The organism is Actinoplanes ianthinogenes (assembly GCF_018324205.1).
GTDB classification, from domain to species: domain Bacteria; phylum Actinomycetota; class Actinomycetes; order Mycobacteriales; family Micromonosporaceae; genus Actinoplanes; species Actinoplanes ianthinogenes.
This window is the reverse complement of record NZ_AP023356.1, coordinates 3,997,592-4,013,741: the sequence shown is the minus strand read 5'-3', so window position 1 is coordinate 4,013,741 and position 16,150 is coordinate 3,997,592. Positions and strand designations below refer to the sequence as shown.

The following is a 16,150-nucleotide window of genomic DNA, read 5'->3' as shown; positions in this document are numbered from 1 at the left end:
ACCAACGTCCGGTGGGCAGAACACCTAGGGTGGGCGGGCTGGGGCAGTTGGCGGGGCTGGCGGGCTGATGCCGTTCGGGTCAGGGGAGTTTGGTGGCGCCGGGGCCGGCCGTCGCGAGCCAGCTGGTCGGTGCGGTGAAACCACGCTCGCCGTAGGCCTCGGCAACGGCGTCCGCGGTCTCCGCCGCGCGGGCGGCGTCGATCAGGGCCAGGACGCAGCCGCCGAAGCCGCCGCCGGTCATCCGGGCTCCGTGAGCGCCGGCCGCCAGCGCCGCCTCCACCGCCACGTCCACCTGGGCCACGGTGATCTCGAAGTCGTCGCGCATCGAGACGTGTGAGGCGGTCAGCAGCGGGCCGATCTCGCGGACCTGGCCGGCGCGCAGCAGCGCCACGGTGTCGAGCACCCGCTGGTTCTCGGTGACGATGTGCCGGGTCCGTTTGCGCAGCACCTCGTCGCCGAGGCGGTCCAGGGCGGCCGGCAGCTCGCCGGCCGTGACGTCGCGCAGCGCGGGCACGCCCAGGATCGCGGCGGACTCCTCGCAGCTCTTGCGGCGGGCGCCGTACTCGCCGTCGACGTGCTGGTGCGGGGCGTTGCTGTTGATCACCAGGATGGCCAGTCCGGCGGCGGCCAGGTCGAACGGGATCTGCTCGATCGCGTACGACCGGCAGTCCAGGAACAGCGCCTGGCCGGCCTCGCAGCGGATCGACGCGGACTGGTCGAGGATGCCGGTGGGTGCGCCGACATACAGGTTCTCGGCGCGCTGGGCGATCGCCGGGCGGCGCTCCAGCGGGACGTCCAGACCGCCCAGGTCGATCAGCGCGGTGAGCACCGCCGACTCCAGCGCGGCCGACGACGACAGGCCGGAGCCGAGCGGCACGTCGGAGGCGATCGCGATGCGCGCCACCGGCGGCTCGAAGCCGGCGTCGCGCAGCGCCCAGACGACCCCGGCGACGTAGGCGCCCCAGCCGGTGACCTCGCCCGGCGCGGTGTCCGCGCCGAACGTCACCGGCTCCGGGGCCAGGGTCGAGCAGATCGAGTAGGTGCCGTCCGGGGACGGGCCGGCCGCCGCGACGGTGCGCTGCGGCAGCGCGAAGGGCAGCACGAAACCGTCGTTGTAGTCGGTGTGCTCGCCGATCAGGTTGACCCGGCCGGGCGCGGCCCAGAGGCCGGCCGGCGCGGCGCCGTAGGCCGCGGTGAAGGCGGCGGTGGCCGCGGCGGGGATGTCGCTCATCGGGTGCCTCCGTGGGGGCGGTCGGCGTAGCTCATGCCACGTGCTTGCGGTAGAAGGTCCAGGCGTCACCGATCATCGTCTGGAGCGTGTTCTTCCGCGGCGCCCACCCCAGTTCCGCCCGGGCGCGCTCGGCGGACGCGACCAGGGTGGCCGGGTCGCCGTCGCGGCGCGGGGCGATCTCCACCGGGATCGCCGCGCCGGTCACCTCGCGGGCCGCCTCGACCACCTGCCGGTTCGAGAAGCCGTTGCCGTTGCCCAGGTTGTAGATCTTGTGCTCGCCGGGGGTGGCCGCCTCCAGCGCCAGCAGGTGCGCCCGGGCCAGGTCCTCGACGTGGATGTAGTCGCGGACGCAGGTGCCGTCGGCGGTCGGGTAGTCGTCGCCGAACAGCTGGAGCTTGTCCCGCTTGCCGGCGGCCACCTGGAGGGTGATCGGGATGAGGTGGGTCTCCGGATCGTGCCGCTCGCCGATCTCGTGCCCGCCGGCGATGTACGCCCCCGCCACGTTGAAGTACCGCAGCGACACGGCGGCCAGCTGGTGCGCGAACGTCTCCGAGGTCAGCGCCAGGTCGAAGGCCAGCTTGGTCGACCCGTACGTGCTGGTCGGCGCCTTGGCGGCGGTCTCGCTGATCGGGATCTCGACCGGGTTGCCGTAGACCGCGGCGGTGGACGAGAAGATCACCCGCGGCACCCGGGCGGCCCGGATCGCGTCCAGCAGGGCCAGCGACTTCACCACGTTCTCGTGCCAGTAGAGCTCGGGCTTGGCCATCGACTCGCCGGCCGCGATCAGCCCGGCGAAGTGCAGCACCGCGTCGAAGCCCGCTTCCGGGGTGAGCACCCGCGCGGCGTCGGCGATGTCCGCCTCGACGAACGTGGCGTCCGGGGCGATCGCCTCGCGGAATCCGGTTCGGAGGCTGTCCAGCACCACGACCTCGTGGCCGGCGTCGAGCAGCAGCCGGCTGGTGACGCTGCCGACGTATCCGGCGCCGCCGGTGACGAGCAATTTCACGGCTCAGGGCCCTCTCTGAAAGATGTCGCGGCCGTACCCCGCGGACGCGATGACAAGAATCCTCCATAATCGCTCATAGGTCAACAGGTTCGAACATGCCCGCAAGGCGGTGAGGGGGTTCGCGGTATCCGGGCCGGGACTGACACAATGACCCCCATGTCCGACGTTGCCCGCCGCCCGCGAGTGCTCTCCGGCATCCAGCCGACCGCCGACTCCTTCCACCTCGGCAACTATCTGGGCGCGGTGCGCAACTGGGTGGCGATGCAGGAGACCCACGACGCGTTCTACATGGTGGTCGACCTGCACGCGATCACCATGGGCCATGATCCGGCCACGCTTCGTAACCGTACTCGGATCTCGGTGGCCCAGCTGCTCGCGCTCGGGCTGGACCCGGAGCGGTGCACGCTCTTCGTCCAGTCGCATGTGCCGGAGCACGCCCAGCTCGGCTGGGTGCTCAGCTGCATCACCGGGTTCGGCGAGGCCGGCCGGATGGTCCAGTTCAAGGACAAGTCGGCCAAGGCGGGGCAGGACAGCACCAGCGTCGGGCTGTTCACCTACCCGATCCTCCAGGCCGCGGACATCCTGCTCTACCAGGCCGACCAGGTCCCGGTCGGCGAGGACCAGCGGCAGCACCTGGAGCTGACCCGCGACCTCGCGCAGCGGTTCAACACCCGGTTCGGGCAGACCTTCACCATGCCCTCGGCGTACATCGTCAAGGACACCGCGAAGATCACCGACCTCCAGGACCCGACGATCAAGATGTCCAAGTCGGCCTCCTCGCCGAACGGGATCATCGAGCTGTTGGAGGACCCGGCCCGCTCGGCCAAGAAGATCAAGTCGGCGGTCACCGACACCGGCCGGGAGATCCTCTACGACGAGGTGAACAAGCCGGGCATCAGCAACCTGCTGACCATGTACGCGGCGCTCACCATGCGCACCATCGACGAGCTGCTGGAGCAGTACGACGGCCGCGGATACGGCGACCTGAAGAAGGACCTGGCCGAGGTGCTGGTCGAGTTCGTCAAGCCGATCCAGGAGAAGACCAAGGCGTATCTGGACGACAAGGCGCAGCTGGACAAGCTCCTGGCGATCGGCGCGGAGAAGGCGCGCGCGGTCTCCGCCCGGACGCTCGCGAAGACGTACCAGAACGTGGGTTTCCTCAGCCCCGCCCGCGGGGCCTGACCCCGGTGGCCGACCCCGCCCGCACCCGCATCGGCGTGGCCGTCGACATCCCGGAGCCCTGGGGCACGATGCTGACCCGCCGGCGCGCGGAGGCCGGCGACCCGCAGGCCGCCTGGACGCCGGCACACGTCACCCTGCTCGGCCCGACCGAGGTGGACACCGACGCGTTGCCGGCGGTGGAGAAACACCTGGAGTCGGTCGCCTCGGCACAGCCGCCGTTCACCATCCACCTGCGCGGGACCGGCACGTTCCGGCCGGTCACCGAGGTGGTTTTCGTCAGCCTGGCGATGGGCATCAGCGAGTGTGAGCTGCTCGCCGAGGCGATCACCCGGTCCGAGGACATCCGCCGGGACAGCCGGTTCCCGTACCACCCGCACGTCACCGTGGCGCAGGACGTGCCGCCGGCGGCGCTGGACGCGGTCTTCGACGACCTGGCCGGGTTCTCCTGCAAGTTCCCGGTGTCGTCGTTCACCCTCTTCTCGCACGGTGGCGAGGGTCCGTGGCGGCCCCGGCGTGACTTCCCACTCGGTGGTTGACCTGTCGGCTACGGTCGCGCCGTGAACCCTATCGATCGGGCGTACGACGCGGTGGCCGCCCGGATCATGAAGGTGCGGTATCGCTCCCGCTACTTCGACCACCTGTGCCGGGCGCTGCTTCGCTACGACGGGGTCCAGGGCGGCCGGCTGGCCGCCGCGAGCGCCTACTACGCCTTCTTCGCGGTCTTCGCGCTGCTGCTCATCGGCTACTCGGTCTTCGGGTTCCTGATCACCAGCAACCCCGAGCTGTTCGAGGCGGTGCACGACTTCCTCCGGCAGAACCTGCCCTTCCTCGACGTGCAGGCCATCCTGGACAGCAAGAAGACGGTCGGCATCGTCGGCATCGTCGGCCTGACCTTCACCGGCATCGGCTGGGTCGAGGCGATCCGCTCCTCGCAGCGGCACATCTGGCGGCTCCGCGAGCAGCCCGGGTACTTCGGTGTCCGGCAGGGCCTGGACCTGCTGGTGCTGGTCGGCATCCTGGTCCTGCTGGCGCTCACCCAGCTGGCCGTCTACGGCCTGGAGAAAGCGCTGGACTGGATGGCCAACGGCGGCTTCCAGACCACCCTGGCGGTGGTCAGCCTGATCCTGACGCTGGCGGTGAACATGCTGCTGGCCGCCGCGCTGCTGACCGCGGTGCCCCGGCTGCGGATGACCGCGCGGCGGATGACGCCGCCGGTGCTCCAGGTCGGGATCGGCCTGATGCTGCTCAACACGGTGGGCAAGTCGTTCGTCGCGATGGTCCAGCGCAATCCGGCGTACGGCCTGGTCGGCTCGGCCGTCGGCGCGCTGGTGTATCTCTACGTCTTCCACCAGGTGCTGCTGTTCGGCGCGGCCTGGGCGGCGACCAGCCCGCACGGCCGGGTGGTGGACCTGTCGGCCGAGGACAAGACCGCCCCGGTGGGCCAAAACCTGTGGATCCGGGACGCCCGGCCGCGATGATGTGCAGCGTGGGGACTCTCGTCACGCTGCACCTGCCACCCGGCTCGCCGCTCGCCGACCGGCCCTGGGTGATCACCATCGGCTCGCTCGGCGACCGGGAGGACTGGGACCCGGTGGTCTGCGGGCCGTACGAGCGGGACCACGCGGTGGCGCTGGCTCGCGCGGTGGTGGCCGACGACGACCTGATGGCGGTGGTCGAGCCGATGCTGCCGCTGGCCGGGGTGGACGCCATCCGCGAGGAGATCGAGCTGGTCCGGGCGCAGGCGCGGGACGACACCGACCCGGTCGACGACCTGGTGGCCGAACCGGCCGGCAGCGGGCCGCCGCCGGACGAGCCGGAGCCGGCCGAGGTGCGCGCCGGATGGCGCCGGATAGCCGCCCGGCTGGCCGGGTAGCCGCGCTGCGATACTGGCGCGGTGGTGATCACGCGACGGTGGGCGGCGTTCCTGATGGCGGTCGGCGTGTGGACCTGGGTGATCTGGCCCCGGTTCGCGGTGGCGATCTACAAGGACGACCGGTCCTTCGACGGCGGGACCCCGACCGCGTTCCTCGTGGTGCACGCCCTGCTGATCGGGGCCTCGCTGATCATCGGGACGACTGTGGGCGTGCTCGGGGTGCGAGCCTGGAAGGCCGTACCGAAAAAGCCGTGATCGAAAAGTGACCGCAACTGCTGCGAACCGTGACCGGAAGGCCTTGCCGAGCGCGAAGATTAATCCCTCGTTACGCCACCACCGGGCAATTCGACTGGGATCCCACCGAAAGCGGCAGGCAAAATCCCTGGTGATTGCGGCGCGATAACGGTGCGCCAACAGTCCGTACCGAACGCCTGAGAACGCCATGACCCACGGATACGCTGCCGACCTGAGACTTACCGAGTGTGCGGTGAGCAGTGGAAGGAGGGCGTCTTGCGCCCAGTACGTGGGAAGCGGATCGTGGCGATTCTCGCGGCAGGTGGGCTGACGCTCGCGGCCGCCGCTTGTGGTAACGCCCCGGAGGAGACCTCGTCCGGCAGCGCCAGCGCCAGCGCCGCCGCCGCTTACAAGGCCTGCATGGTGACCGACACCGGCGGCATCGACGACAAGTCGTTCAACGCCTCCGCGTGGGCCGGCATCCAGGCCGCCAAGGCCGAGGCCAGCAACGTCGACCCGAAGTACGTCTCCTCGTCCTCCGAGGCCGACTACGAGCCGGGCCTGCGTAACTTCGTCTCGCAGAAGTGCGACTACATCCTCGCGGTCGGCGGCCTGATGGGCGACGCCACCAAGAAGGTCGCCGGCGAGAGCGCGAGCTCGCAGTTCGCCATCGTGGACAGCAGCAGCTCCGGCGCCAACGTCTACCCGATGCAGTTCGCCACCCAGCAGGCCGCCTTCCTGGCCGGCTACCTGGCCGCGGGTTACTCGAAGTCGGGCAAGGTCGGCACCTACGGCGGCCTGAAGATCCCGCCGGTCACCATCTTCATGGACGGCTTCGCCGACGGCGTCGCCTACTACAACCAGAAGAAGGGCAAGACCGTCCAGGTCCTCGGCTGGGACAAGGCGAAGCAGAACGGCACCTTCGCCGACAGCTTCATCGACCAGAACAAGGGCAAGACCATCACCCAGACCCTGGTCTCCCAGGGCGCCGACGTGGTCCTGCCGGTCGCCGGCGGCACCGGCCTGGGCACCGCGCAGGTCGCCAAGGACTCGGCCGGCAAGGTCTCGGTCATCTGGGTCGACCAGGACGGCTGCAAGTCGGCCGCGCAGTACTGCGACGTGTTCCTCAGCACGGTGGTGAAGAACGTCGAGGAGGCCGTCAAGGAGTCCGTGGTCAAGGGCGCCAAGGGCGAGAAGCTCGCGGCCGCCCCGGGTTACATCGGCACCCTGGAGAACGACGGTGTCAGCCTGGCGCCGTACAACCAGTTCGACAGCAAGGTCGACGCGACCCTGAAGTCGGAGATCGACCAGCTGAAGAAGGACATCATCAGCGGGACGGTCAAGGCCGAGTCGGCCAGCGCCCCGAAGTGACCTTCCGGTAGTAGCATGTCGGCCGCCGCTCGGCCACGGGTTCTCAGATCCGTGACCGGCGGCGGCTCGCGTTAGATCACCCCCCACCAGGACCAGCACCGAGACTCGGGAGATTCCGCTGAAACTGGAACTGCGCGGCATCACCAAGCGCTTCGGCGACCTGGTGGCCAACGACCACATCGACATCACCGTCGAGCCCGGCGAGGTGCACGCCCTGCTGGGCGAGAACGGCGCCGGCAAGTCGACCCTGATGAACCAGCTGTACGGCCTGCTGCAACCGGACGAGGGGCAGATCGTCGTCGACGACGAGCCCAAGGTCTTCCGCAGCCCCCGGGACGCGATCGCGGCCGGCATCGGCATGGTCCACCAGCACTTCATGCTGGTCCCGGTCTTCACCGTGGCGGAGAACATCGCCCTGGGCGCCGAGGAGACCCGCGGCGGCCCGCTCGGCTGGCTGGACCGCCGCCGGGCCCGTAAGGACGTGCTGGAGACCTCGCGGAAATTCGGCCTGCCGGTCGACCCGGACGCCCTGGTCGAGGACCTGCCGGTCGGTGCGCAGCAGCGGGTGGAGATCGTCAAGGCGCTGACCCGCGACGTCGACCTGCTGATCCTGGACGAGCCGACCGCGGTGCTCACCCCGCAGGAGACCGACGAACTGCTCGCGGTGATGCGCTCGCTCACCGAGATGGGCAAGTCGATCGTCTTCATCACCCACAAGCTCAAAGAGGTCAAGGCGATCGCCGACCGGATCACCGTGGTCCGCCGCGGCAAGATCGTCGGCACCGCCAGCCCGGACACCAGCGAGGACGAGCTGGCCGCCCTGATGGTCGGCCGTGCGGTCAGCCTCGAGGTGGAGAAGCAGCCGGCCGACCCGGGCCGCGCCGTGCTCCAGGTGTCCGGCCTGGTCGTCGACGACGACCGGGGGATCCGCGCGGTCGACGGCGTCGACCTGGAGGTCCGCGCCGGTGAGGTGCTCGGCATCGCCGGGGTGCAGGGCAACGGGCAGACCGAGCTGGTCGAGGCGATCATGGGGCTGCGCGAGGTGCGCGCCGGCAAGGTCGAGCTGGACAACGAGGACCTGGCCGGGCAGAGCACCAAGCGGATCCTGCGCTCCGGCGTCGGCTACGTCCCCGAGGACCGCAGCCACGACGGCGTGGTCAAGGAGTTCAGCGTCGCCGAGAACCTGATCCTGGACATGTACGACCGGGAGCCGTTCGGCAACGCGTTCCGCCTGGACCTCACGAAGATCGGCGGCAACGCCAAGGAGCGGGTCGACCAGTTCGACATCCGGTGCCAGTCACCGGAGTCCGCGGTCGGCACCCTCTCCGGCGGCAACCAGCAGAAGGTCGTCATCGCCCGGGAGATGTCCCGGCCGCTGCGGCTGTTCATCGCGTCCCAGCCGACCCGCGGCGTGGACGTGGGCTCGATCGAGTTCATCCACGGCCAGATCGTCCACGAGCGCGACCAGGGCACCGCGGTGCTGGTGGTCTCCAGTGAGCTCGACGAGGTGGTCGGGCTCGCCGACCGGATCGCGGTGATGTACCGCGGCCGGATCCTGGCGATCGTCTCGCCGGACACCCCGCGCGAGGAGATCGGCCTGCTGATGGCCGGCATCACCGGCGGCAACGAGGAGAAGAAGTGACCGCCGAGGCGACCAAGCCGAAGAAAGAAACGGAACCCGCCGGTAAGGAGACGTTCCTCAACGCCTTCGTCCGCAACCTCTGGGCGTCGAACAGCGTCACGGTCACCGTCCTGTCGATCTTCCTGGCCGTGGTGATCGGCGCCGTGCTGGTGGTCGTCTCCGACTCGGCGGTGCTGGCGAAATTCGGCTACTTCACGGCCCGCCCGTCCGACGCGCTGAACGCCGGCTGGACCCTGATCAGCTCGGCCTACGCCGACCTGCTCAAGGGCGCGTTCGGCGACCCGGAGGCGATCAGCGCCTGGCTCTCCGGCACCGGCACCTGGCAGGACGCGCTCTCGCCGATCTCCGAGACGCTGACCTACGCCGCTCCGCTGGTCTTCACCGGTCTGTCGGTCTCGCTCGCCTTCCGCGGCGGGCTGTTCAACATCGGCGCGCAGGGCCAGGCGGTGCTCGGCTGCATCGCGGCCGGCGCGGCCGGGTTCACCTTCGGCCTGCCGATCGTGCTCAACCTGATCGTGGCGCTGGTCGCCGGCGTGCTCGGCGGCGCCCTGTGGGGCTTCCTGCCCGGCCTGCTCAAGGCCCGCACCGGCGCGCACGAGGTGATCACCACGATCATGCTGAACTACATCGCCGGCCTGCTGCTGGCCTGGCTGGTCATCCAGAAGGGCATCCAGCAGCCCGGCCGCAGCGACGCGATCAGCAAGGTGGTCGCCGAGTCGGCCCAGCTGCCGTCGTTCGGCGGGGTGCTCCGGGTGCACCTGGGCATCGTGCTCGCGGTGCTGGTCACCGCCGGGGTGGCCTGGTTGCTCAACCGGTCGGCGTTCGGCTTCGAGCTGCGGGCGGTGGGCTCCAACGCGCACGCCGCGAAGACCGCCGGGATCAGTGTGGCCAAGACGTACACGCTGCTCATGGCGGTGGCCGGTGGCCTGGCCGGGCTCGGCGGCGCGACCCAGGTGCTGGGCACGGCGTACGCGCTGACCCCGTCGGTGGCCGGCAACATCGGCTTCGACGGCCTGCTGGTCGCCCTGCTCGGCCGCAACCGCCCGTGGGGCACGCTGCTCGCCGCGCTGCTGTTCGGCGCGCTGCGGGCCGGCGGCAACCGGATGCAGTCGTTCACCGGCATCTCGCTGGAGCTGGTCACCGTGCTCCAGGCCCTCATCGTCATCTTCATCGCCGCACCCGCCCTGGTGAAGGCGATCTTCCAACTTCGTGCCGCGCGCACCACGGCGAAGGGCTGAGGACATGTCGACCACGACTGTGGAGGAGCTGACCGAGGTCGCCGCGCCGGAGCCGTTCTGGACCCGGCAGCGCCGCTTCGGGGTGGCCCTGATCCTGCTCGGCGCCGTCGCCGCCGTCCTGTTCGGCTCGCTCGCGCCGAGCGAGGACGCCCGTTTCACGCTCACCGAGGACGCCACCGGCGCCGCACTCGCCATCAACGGCCAGTTCGGCGCGGTGCTGTTCGGCGTGCTGACCCTGATCGCCGGCGGCCTGCTCGCGGCCGGCCTGCTCAAGCGCTGGTCGAACGCGCTGCTGGTGACCGGCATCGTGACCTTCGTGCTGTCGTTCCTGTGCTGGCAGGTGGCCGGCCAGTTCCTGGCCCTGGAGGACACCCTCAGCGGCACCATGGACCTGGCGCTGCCGCTGATCCTGGGCGCCCTGGCCGGCGTGCTGGGCGAGCGTTCCGGCGTGGTCAACGTGGCGATCGAGGGTCAGTTCCTGATGGGCGCGTTCGGCGGCGCCCTGATCGGCACCATGGCCGGCAGCGTCTGGGCCGGCCTGATCAGCGCCGCGGTCGGCGGCGTGATCATCGCGGCGATCCTGGCCGTGCTGTCGATCCGCTACCTGGTCGACCAGACCGTGGTCGGCATCGTGCTCAACCTGTTCGCGCTCGGTGTCACCGGCTTCCTCTACGAGCGGCTGATGCAGCCCGACGCGGCGAAGTACAACACCCCGCCGCAGATGCCGAGCTGGCGCATTCCGGTGCTGGCCGACATCCCGGTGCTCGGCCCGGTGTTCTTCCACGCCACGCTGCTGCTCTGGATCGCCCTGGCGCTGGTCGTGGTGATCCACTTCGGGCTCAACCGGACCCGGTGGGGCCTGCGCACCCGAGCGGTCGGCGAGCACCCCACCGCGGCCGACACGGTCGGCATCCGGGTGCGCGGCCTGCGCTACCTGAACGTGCTGCTCGGCGGCGTGGTGGCGGGCCTCGGCGGGGCGTACTTCACGCTGGTGGCGACCGGCAGCTTCACCAAGAACATGACGGCCGGCGCCGGCTTCATCGCGCTCGCCGCGCTGATCTTCGGGCGGTACTCGCCGATCGGGGCGTTCGGGGCGGCGCTGTTCTTCGGCTTCGCTCAGAAACTCGCGTTCTACCTGGCCGCCATCGGCAGCCCGGTGCCGAACCAGTTCCTCAGCATGCTGCCGTACATCGCCACGATCATCGCGGTGGCCGGACTGGTCGGCCGGGTGCGCGCGCCCGCCGCGGACGGCATTCCGTACATCAAGAGTTGACGTCTTCCGCACAGGATGCACGGATGCCCGGGCCCGGCCCGGGCATCCGTCTTTGGCGGACCGGACAGTGGGGCAGAATCGGAATCATGGAGATCGACTGGGCGGCGCTACGAGCGGCCGCCATCGAGGTGATGCGGCGCGCCTACGTGCCCGCGTCCGACTTCCCGGTCGGCGTGGCCGCCCTGGTCGACGACGGCCGGGTCGTGGTGGGCTGCAACGTGGAGAACGCGTCCCTCGGCATGACCCTGTGCGCCGAGTGCGGCATGGTCAGTTCGCTGCACGCCACCGGCGGCGGCAAGCTGGTGGCGATGTCCTGCGTGGATGCCACCGGGGCACCGCTGATGCCGTGCGGCCGCTGCCGGCAGATCCTGTGGGAGCACGGCGGCCCGGACATGCTGGTCGAGGCGCTGCCCCGGCCGCTGCGGATGGACGAGCTGCTGCCGCAGGCGTTCGGCTGGGTGGACATGGAGAAGGTCACCGGCCCGGCCGGCGGCCCGGAGGTCCCGGCCGAGCTGGCCAAGTGGCGCGGGCGGGGCACCGTCTTCGTGCACCCGGACCTGTCCGGCGGCGCGACGATCTGGACCGGGTACTGGGAGCGCTCGTCGGGCGCCCCGGGGACCGGCGAGGACAAGGGCATCCTGGAGGAGGGGCCGAATTTCCCGACCGCCTCCGCCGCGGTGGCCTGGGGCCTGGTCCGCACGCCGCGGATCGTGGTGGTGGACGCCGAGGGCGGTCTGTCCTGGGCGGGCGAGGGTGAGCTGCCGGAGGGAATCCCGCAGCGCTGGAAGGAAGACCCGGCATGATCGACATCGAGGTCGCCGGCCGGGAGAGCACGCAGATGGAGGAACAGTGAGCGGGATCGCCGCGGTCGACGTCATCCGGGCCAAGCGGGACGGGCACACGCTGACCGACGCGCAGATCGACTGGGTCGTCGACGCGTACACCCGGGGTGTCGTCGCCGACGAGCAGATGTCCGCGCTGGCCATGGCGATCCTGCTGCGCGGCATGACGCCGGCCGAGATCGCCCGCTGGACCGCCGCGATGATCGCCAGCGGCGAGCGGCTGGACCTGTCCGCGGTGTCCCGGCCGACCGCCGACAAGCACTCCACCGGCGGCGTCGGTGACAAGATCACGCTGCCGCTGACCCCGCTGGTCGCGGCCTGCGGCGTGGCCGTCCCGCAGCTGTCCGGCCGTGGTCTCGGTCACACCGGCGGCACGCTGGACAAGCTGGAGTCGATCCCCGGCTGGCGGGCCCGGCTCAGCAACGACGAGTTCATCCGGCAGCTCGACGAGATCGGCGCGGTCATCTGCGCGGCCGGTGACGGCCTGGCGCCGGCCGACCGCAAGCTCTACGCCCTGCGGGACGTCACCGGCACGGTCGAGGCCATCCCGCTGATCGCCAGCTCGATCATGAGCAAGAAGATCGCCGAGGGCACCGGCGCGCTGGTGCTGGACGTCAAGGTCGGCTCCGGAGCGTTCATGAAGGACCTGGCCCAGGCTCAGGAGCTGGCCCGGACCATGGTGCGGCTGGGCAAGGACAGCGGGGTCACCACCGTCGCGCTGCTCACCGACATGAGCACCCCGCTCGGTCTGGCCGTCGGCAACGCCAACGAGGTGGCCGAGTCGGTCGAGGTGCTGTCCGGCGGCGGACCGTCCGATGTGGTGGAACTCACTCTCGCCCTGGCGCGGGAGATGCTGGCCGCCGCCGGTGTGGACGCCGACCCGGAGAAGGTGCTGGCCTCGGGCGCGGCGATGGACGCCTGGAAGGCGATGATCCGGGCGCAGGGCGGTGACCCGGACGCGGCGCTGCCGGTCGCGGCGCACACCGAGGTGCTGCGCGCCGAGAGCAGCGGCGTGGTCACCGAGATGGACGCGTTCGGGATCGGCGTCGCCGCCTGGCGGCTCGGCGCCGGCCGGGCCCGCAAGGAGGACCCGGTCAGCTTCGGCGCCGGCGTGCAGCTCAGGGTCAAGCCGGGGGACCGGGTGACGGCCGGTGACGTGCTGCTGGAGCTGCGGACCGACGACGAGTCCCGGATCGCCGCGGCCCGGGCCGATGCCGTCGCCGCCATCAAGATCGGATCGGATGCCCCCGCCTCTGCCGGTCTGCTGCTGGACCGCATAGCCTGACGCACCATGACGAAGGCCGCCCCCGACCCACGCGCGGTTCGCGAGGCCAGCCTGGACGAGTTGTCCCGGCTCGGCCTGCCGCTGCCGCCGCCCAGCTTTCCGCTGGTCTGGGAGCTCGGCGACACGGTCGAACTACGCCCGGTCGCCGAGCTGGAGGCGCGTGCCGCGGTGCTGCACGTGGTCGTGGCCCGCTGCTTCGGGATGCCCACCGAGGCGGCGATGAGCTGGCTGCTCGCCTCGCACCTGGTGGAGCTGGTCACCCCGCCGGAGTGGCAGTTCGTGATCGGCGCCAAGGGCGACCACCGCTCGTTCGTGCTGCACCACGACGCGGTGTTCGCGCTGGCCTGGCTGCTTGGCCTGGGCCGGCACCTGGATCCCACGGTTCCGCCGGACGACCAGCTGATGAGCCAGATGCCGGACCTGCCGGCCGGGGAGACCTTCGGCCGCTGGCGGTCCCGGTCGCTGGTCGCGGTCCGCGACGCCGCCGAGGCGGCGGTGCTGCTCGATCTCTACTACTGCCTGGACTGGGCCTACCAGGAGGCCGAGCACGCCGGGCAGCCGCTGCCCGGCGAGGTCGACAGCAACGCGATCGGGCAGCGGCGGTGGGCCCTGGAGTGGGCCGTCGTCTTCCACGGCCCCTACCACGACAAACCACCCGAATGGGAAGAGGTCGACCTGTCGGTCTAGGTCAGACCCTTTTTCGGTACGCGGTGAGCACGATCGCCGCCGTGACCGGCAGATCCCGGGCCGGCAGCGCGGCGACCGGGACGTGCCGGGCGCTCGGCGTCATCCCGACCAGGGTGCGGACCTCGGCGGCGGTCAGTCGCATCGGGTGCCGGTGGGTGCCGCTCGCCACCGGCTCGAAGTGCTCCTCCAGCGCCTCGCTGACCCGGGCCGCCTTGTCCGGGTCGACCTGGATCAGGCCGTGCGCCGCGATCAGCTCGGCCAGGTGGTCGGCGGCCGGGGTGACCACCAGCAGCACGCCGTCCGGGTGGAGCACCCGGTGGAACTCGGGGCCGTTGCGCGGGGCGAAGACGTTCAGGATCACCGTGGCGGCGGCGTCCGCGACCGGGAGCGGGCGCCACAGGTCGGTCAGCACGGCCGCGGCTCGGGGATGCGCCCGGGCGGCCCGGCGCAGGGCCGGTTTCGAGACGTCCAGGCCCAGGCCGGTGGCGGCCGGACAGGCGTCGAGCACGTGCGCCAGGTAGTCGCCGGTGCCGGTGCCGGCGTCGAGGATCAGAGCGGGCTCAGGTCGTACCGTAAAGGGTCTTGATTCTTGGGTGAGGGCTTCGGCGATGAACGAATAGTGGCCGGCGGCCAGGAAGTCCGCGCGGTCCGCGATCATCTCGGCGCTGTCGCCGGTGTGCGGGAGGCGACCGGCGCTCAGGTCGGCGTAGCCCTGTTTGGCCATGTCGAAGCTGTGCCCGCGAGGGCAGCGGAGGGCTCGGTCGTGCCGGTCGAGTGTCTGTCGACACACCGGGCACCTCAGGTACGGCAATGCGCCATCGATCATGAAGAAGTTTTTTCCTTTTTAGGGTGGTGGGCGGGGTGGTCGGATGGCCCTTTACGCTTCGCTGATGGCAGCCATCGCACACTCGGACATCGTCAAGGCTCCCAAGGTCCTGCTCCACGATCACCTGGACGGCGGTCTGCGCCCGGCCACGATCGTCGAGCTGGCCGCGGCCGTGGGCCACGAGCTGCCGGAGACCGATCCGGCCCGGCTGGGTGACTGGTTCGTCGCCGCGGCGGACTCCGGCTCGCTGGAACGGTACCTGGAGACCTTCGCGCACACCGTCGCGGTGATGCAGACCGAGGCGGGCCTGCACCGGGTGGCCAAGGAGTGCGCGCTCGACCTGGCCGCCGACGGCGTGGTGTACGCCGAGGTCCGGTACGCCCCGGAGCAGCACCTGGAGCGCGGTCTCACCCTGGACGAGGTGGTCGAGGCGGTGCACGCCGGGTTCCGGGAGGGCTGCGCCGAAGCGGCCGCCCAGGGCACCCCGATCCGGATCGGCACCCTGCTGACCGCGATGCGCCACGCCGCCCGGTCCCAGGAGATCGCCGAGCTGGCGGTCCGGTTCCGCGACACCGGGGTGGTCGGGTTCGACATCGCCGGCGCCGAGGCCGGGTTCCCGCCCACCCGGCACCTGGACGCGTTCGAGTACCTCCAGCGGGAGAACTTCCACTTCACCATCCACGCGGGTGAGGCGTTCGGCCTGCCGTCGATCTGGGAGGCCATCCAGTGGTGCGGCGCCGACCGGCTGGGGCACGGCGTGCGCCTGGTCGACGACATCACCGTGGCGGCGTCCGGGCCCAGCGCGGTTACCCCGACAGGGGGAACTCAGGCGGCGCCGCCGGTGCTCGGCCGGCTCGCGGCGTACGTGCGGGACAAGCGGATCCCGCTGGAGCTGTGCCCGTCGTCGAACGTGCAGACCGGGGCCGCCGCGTCGATCGCCGAGCACCCCATCAAGCTGCTGCACGACCTGCGGTTCCGGGTCACCGTGAACACCGACAACCGGCTGATGAGCGGCACCTCGATGAGCCGGGAGATGAGCCTGCTCGCCGCGTCGTTCGGGTGGGGCTGGGCGGAGATGCAGTGGTTGACCATCAACGCGATGAAATCGGCGTTCATCCCGTATGACGAGCGACTGGTGCTGATCAACGAGGTGATCAAGCCCGCCTATGCCAAGTTGCTGGGCTGAAATCCGACTTTTTGTGGATATTCCCCTTTTCTTGGAAAGGAGCGAACGTACGTCGGTCGAAATTACCTGTCCGGTTCTCGGGGTCCACCGTTCGGCTACACTCCCGCCTACAAACTTGGCATAATCCGGCATCTTGCCTTGCCGATCGCGGGGGACCGAGCCATCGTCGTTCCTGTCGCGATCGACTACGATCTGACCCGTCGGCCTGCGCCCACCCCCCAACGCCGCGCCGACATCTTGAGTGACCTTGAGAGACCTGCACCTCTACAGGTAG

Annotated in this window: 16 protein-coding genes; 13 read left to right on the top strand and 3 right to left on the bottom strand. The window is 70.6% G+C overall.

The genetic code is table 11. The annotated features are described in order from the left end of the window. Positions 1 to 79: 79 nt before the first annotated feature. Both galK and galE read right to left on the bottom strand, forming a co-directional pair. Complete coding sequence (galK, locus tag Aiant_RS17955) at positions 80 to 1,231, bottom strand: galactokinase (protein WP_212847096.1); 1,152 nt, start codon at positions 1,229 to 1,231, stop codon at positions 80 to 82. Positions 1,232 to 1,262: 31 nt separating this feature from the next. Then, positions 1,263 to 2,237: a UDP-glucose 4-epimerase GalE gene (gene galE / locus Aiant_RS17950; RefSeq protein WP_189328407.1), complete on the bottom strand. Its 975-nt coding sequence runs from the start codon at positions 2,235 to 2,237 to the stop codon at positions 1,263 to 1,265. 156 nt (positions 2,238 to 2,393) lie between these two features. Between galE and trpS the strand changes: the two genes are divergently transcribed. The 12 genes from trpS to Aiant_RS17890 all read left to right on the top strand — a co-directional run bounded on the left by trpS (position 2,394) and on the right by Aiant_RS17890 (position 13,864). Continuing rightward, on the top strand, positions 2,394 to 3,419 hold the full coding sequence (gene trpS, locus Aiant_RS17945; RefSeq protein WP_189328408.1) for a tryptophan--tRNA ligase: 1,026 nt from the start codon (positions 2,394 to 2,396) through the stop codon (positions 3,417 to 3,419). Between the two features lie 5 nt (positions 3,420 to 3,424). Beyond that, positions 3,425 to 3,955 carry a 2'-5' RNA ligase family protein gene (locus Aiant_RS17940; protein ID WP_229829805.1) on the top strand — a complete coding sequence of 177 codons (531 nt, stop codon included), beginning with the start codon at positions 3,425 to 3,427 and terminating at the stop codon, positions 3,953 to 3,955. Positions 3,956 to 3,976: 21 nt separating this feature from the next. Continuing rightward, positions 3,977 to 4,897, top strand: coding sequence for a YhjD/YihY/BrkB family envelope integrity protein (locus tag Aiant_RS17935; protein ID WP_189328409.1), 921 nt, complete (start codon positions 3,977 to 3,979; stop codon positions 4,895 to 4,897). An 8-nt stretch (positions 4,898 to 4,905) separates the two neighbouring features. Further along, positions 4,906 to 5,292, top strand: coding sequence for a hypothetical protein (locus Aiant_RS17930; RefSeq protein WP_189328410.1), 387 nt, complete (start codon positions 4,906 to 4,908; stop codon positions 5,290 to 5,292). Between the two features lie 21 nt (positions 5,293 to 5,313). Beyond that, entirely contained in the window at positions 5,314 to 5,547 is a 234-nt protein-coding gene (locus Aiant_RS17925) for an SCO4848 family membrane protein (protein WP_189328411.1), read from the top strand. A 255-nt stretch (positions 5,548 to 5,802) separates the two neighbouring features. Further along, positions 5,803 to 6,897 (top strand): BMP family lipoprotein, encoded by a 1,095-nt coding sequence (locus tag Aiant_RS17920; protein ID WP_189328412.1) that lies wholly within the window; start codon positions 5,803 to 5,805, stop codon positions 6,895 to 6,897. Positions 6,898 to 7,060: 163 nt separating this feature from the next. After that, positions 7,061 to 8,539 (top strand): ABC transporter ATP-binding protein, encoded by a 1,479-nt coding sequence (locus Aiant_RS17915; RefSeq protein WP_306415811.1) that lies wholly within the window; start codon positions 7,061 to 7,063, stop codon positions 8,537 to 8,539. Then, complete coding sequence (locus Aiant_RS17910) at positions 8,536 to 9,777, top strand: ABC transporter permease (protein WP_189328413.1); 1,242 nt, start codon at positions 8,536 to 8,538, stop codon at positions 9,775 to 9,777. Before Aiant_RS17915 ends, Aiant_RS17910 begins: the two co-directional genes overlap by 4 nt. A gap of 4 nt (positions 9,778 to 9,781) precedes the next feature. Continuing rightward, the gene (locus Aiant_RS17905; RefSeq protein ID WP_189328414.1) at positions 9,782 to 11,050 is read left to right on the top strand and encodes an ABC transporter permease; all 1,269 of its coding nucleotides are present in this window, start codon (positions 9,782 to 9,784) and stop codon (positions 11,048 to 11,050) included. Between the two features lie 86 nt (positions 11,051 to 11,136). Beyond that, positions 11,137 to 11,853 (top strand): cytidine deaminase, encoded by a 717-nt coding sequence (locus Aiant_RS17900; protein WP_189328415.1) that lies wholly within the window; start codon positions 11,137 to 11,139, stop codon positions 11,851 to 11,853. 46 nt (positions 11,854 to 11,899) lie between these two features. Further along, entirely contained in the window at positions 11,900 to 13,177 is a 1,278-nt protein-coding gene (locus Aiant_RS17895) for a thymidine phosphorylase (RefSeq protein ID WP_189328416.1), read from the top strand. Positions 13,178 to 13,183: 6 nt separating this feature from the next. Next, a complete protein-coding gene (locus Aiant_RS17890) occupies positions 13,184 to 13,864 on the top strand; it encodes a DUF4272 domain-containing protein (protein ID WP_189328417.1) in 681 nt (226 codons plus the stop codon). A 1-nt stretch (position 13,865) separates the two neighbouring features. Here the strand turns inward: Aiant_RS17890 and Aiant_RS17885 are convergent, their stop codons facing one another. Beyond that, positions 13,866 to 14,690: a putative RNA methyltransferase gene (locus Aiant_RS17885; protein WP_189328418.1), complete on the bottom strand. Its 825-nt coding sequence runs from the start codon at positions 14,688 to 14,690 to the stop codon at positions 13,866 to 13,868. A 64-nt stretch (positions 14,691 to 14,754) separates the two neighbouring features. Between Aiant_RS17885 and Aiant_RS17880 the strand changes: the two genes are divergently transcribed. Next, positions 14,755 to 15,876 (top strand): adenosine deaminase, encoded by a 1,122-nt coding sequence (locus tag Aiant_RS17880; protein ID WP_189328419.1) that lies wholly within the window; start codon positions 14,755 to 14,757, stop codon positions 15,874 to 15,876. Positions 15,877 to 16,150: the final 274 nt, after the last annotated feature.

Coding starts and splice junctions, on each gene's coding strand:
- galK (WP_212847096.1), bottom strand. CDS start 1,231: ATGAGCGACATCCCCGCCGCGGCCACCGCCGCCTTCACCGCGGCCTAC.
- trpS (WP_189328408.1), top strand. CDS start 2,394: ATGTCCGACGTTGCCCGCCGCCCGCGAGTGCTCTCCGGCATCCAGCCG.
- Aiant_RS17905 (WP_189328414.1), top strand. CDS start 9,782: ATGTCGACCACGACTGTGGAGGAGCTGACCGAGGTCGCCGCGCCGGAG.
- Aiant_RS17900 (WP_189328415.1), top strand. CDS start 11,137: ATGGAGATCGACTGGGCGGCGCTACGAGCGGCCGCCATCGAGGTGATG.
- Aiant_RS17890 (WP_189328417.1), top strand. CDS start 13,184: ATGACGAAGGCCGCCCCCGACCCACGCGCGGTTCGCGAGGCCAGCCTG.
- Aiant_RS17885 (WP_189328418.1), bottom strand. CDS start 14,690: ATGATCGATGGCGCATTGCCGTACCTGAGGTGCCCGGTGTGTCGACAG.
- Aiant_RS17880 (WP_189328419.1), top strand. CDS start 14,755: ATGGCAGCCATCGCACACTCGGACATCGTCAAGGCTCCCAAGGTCCTG.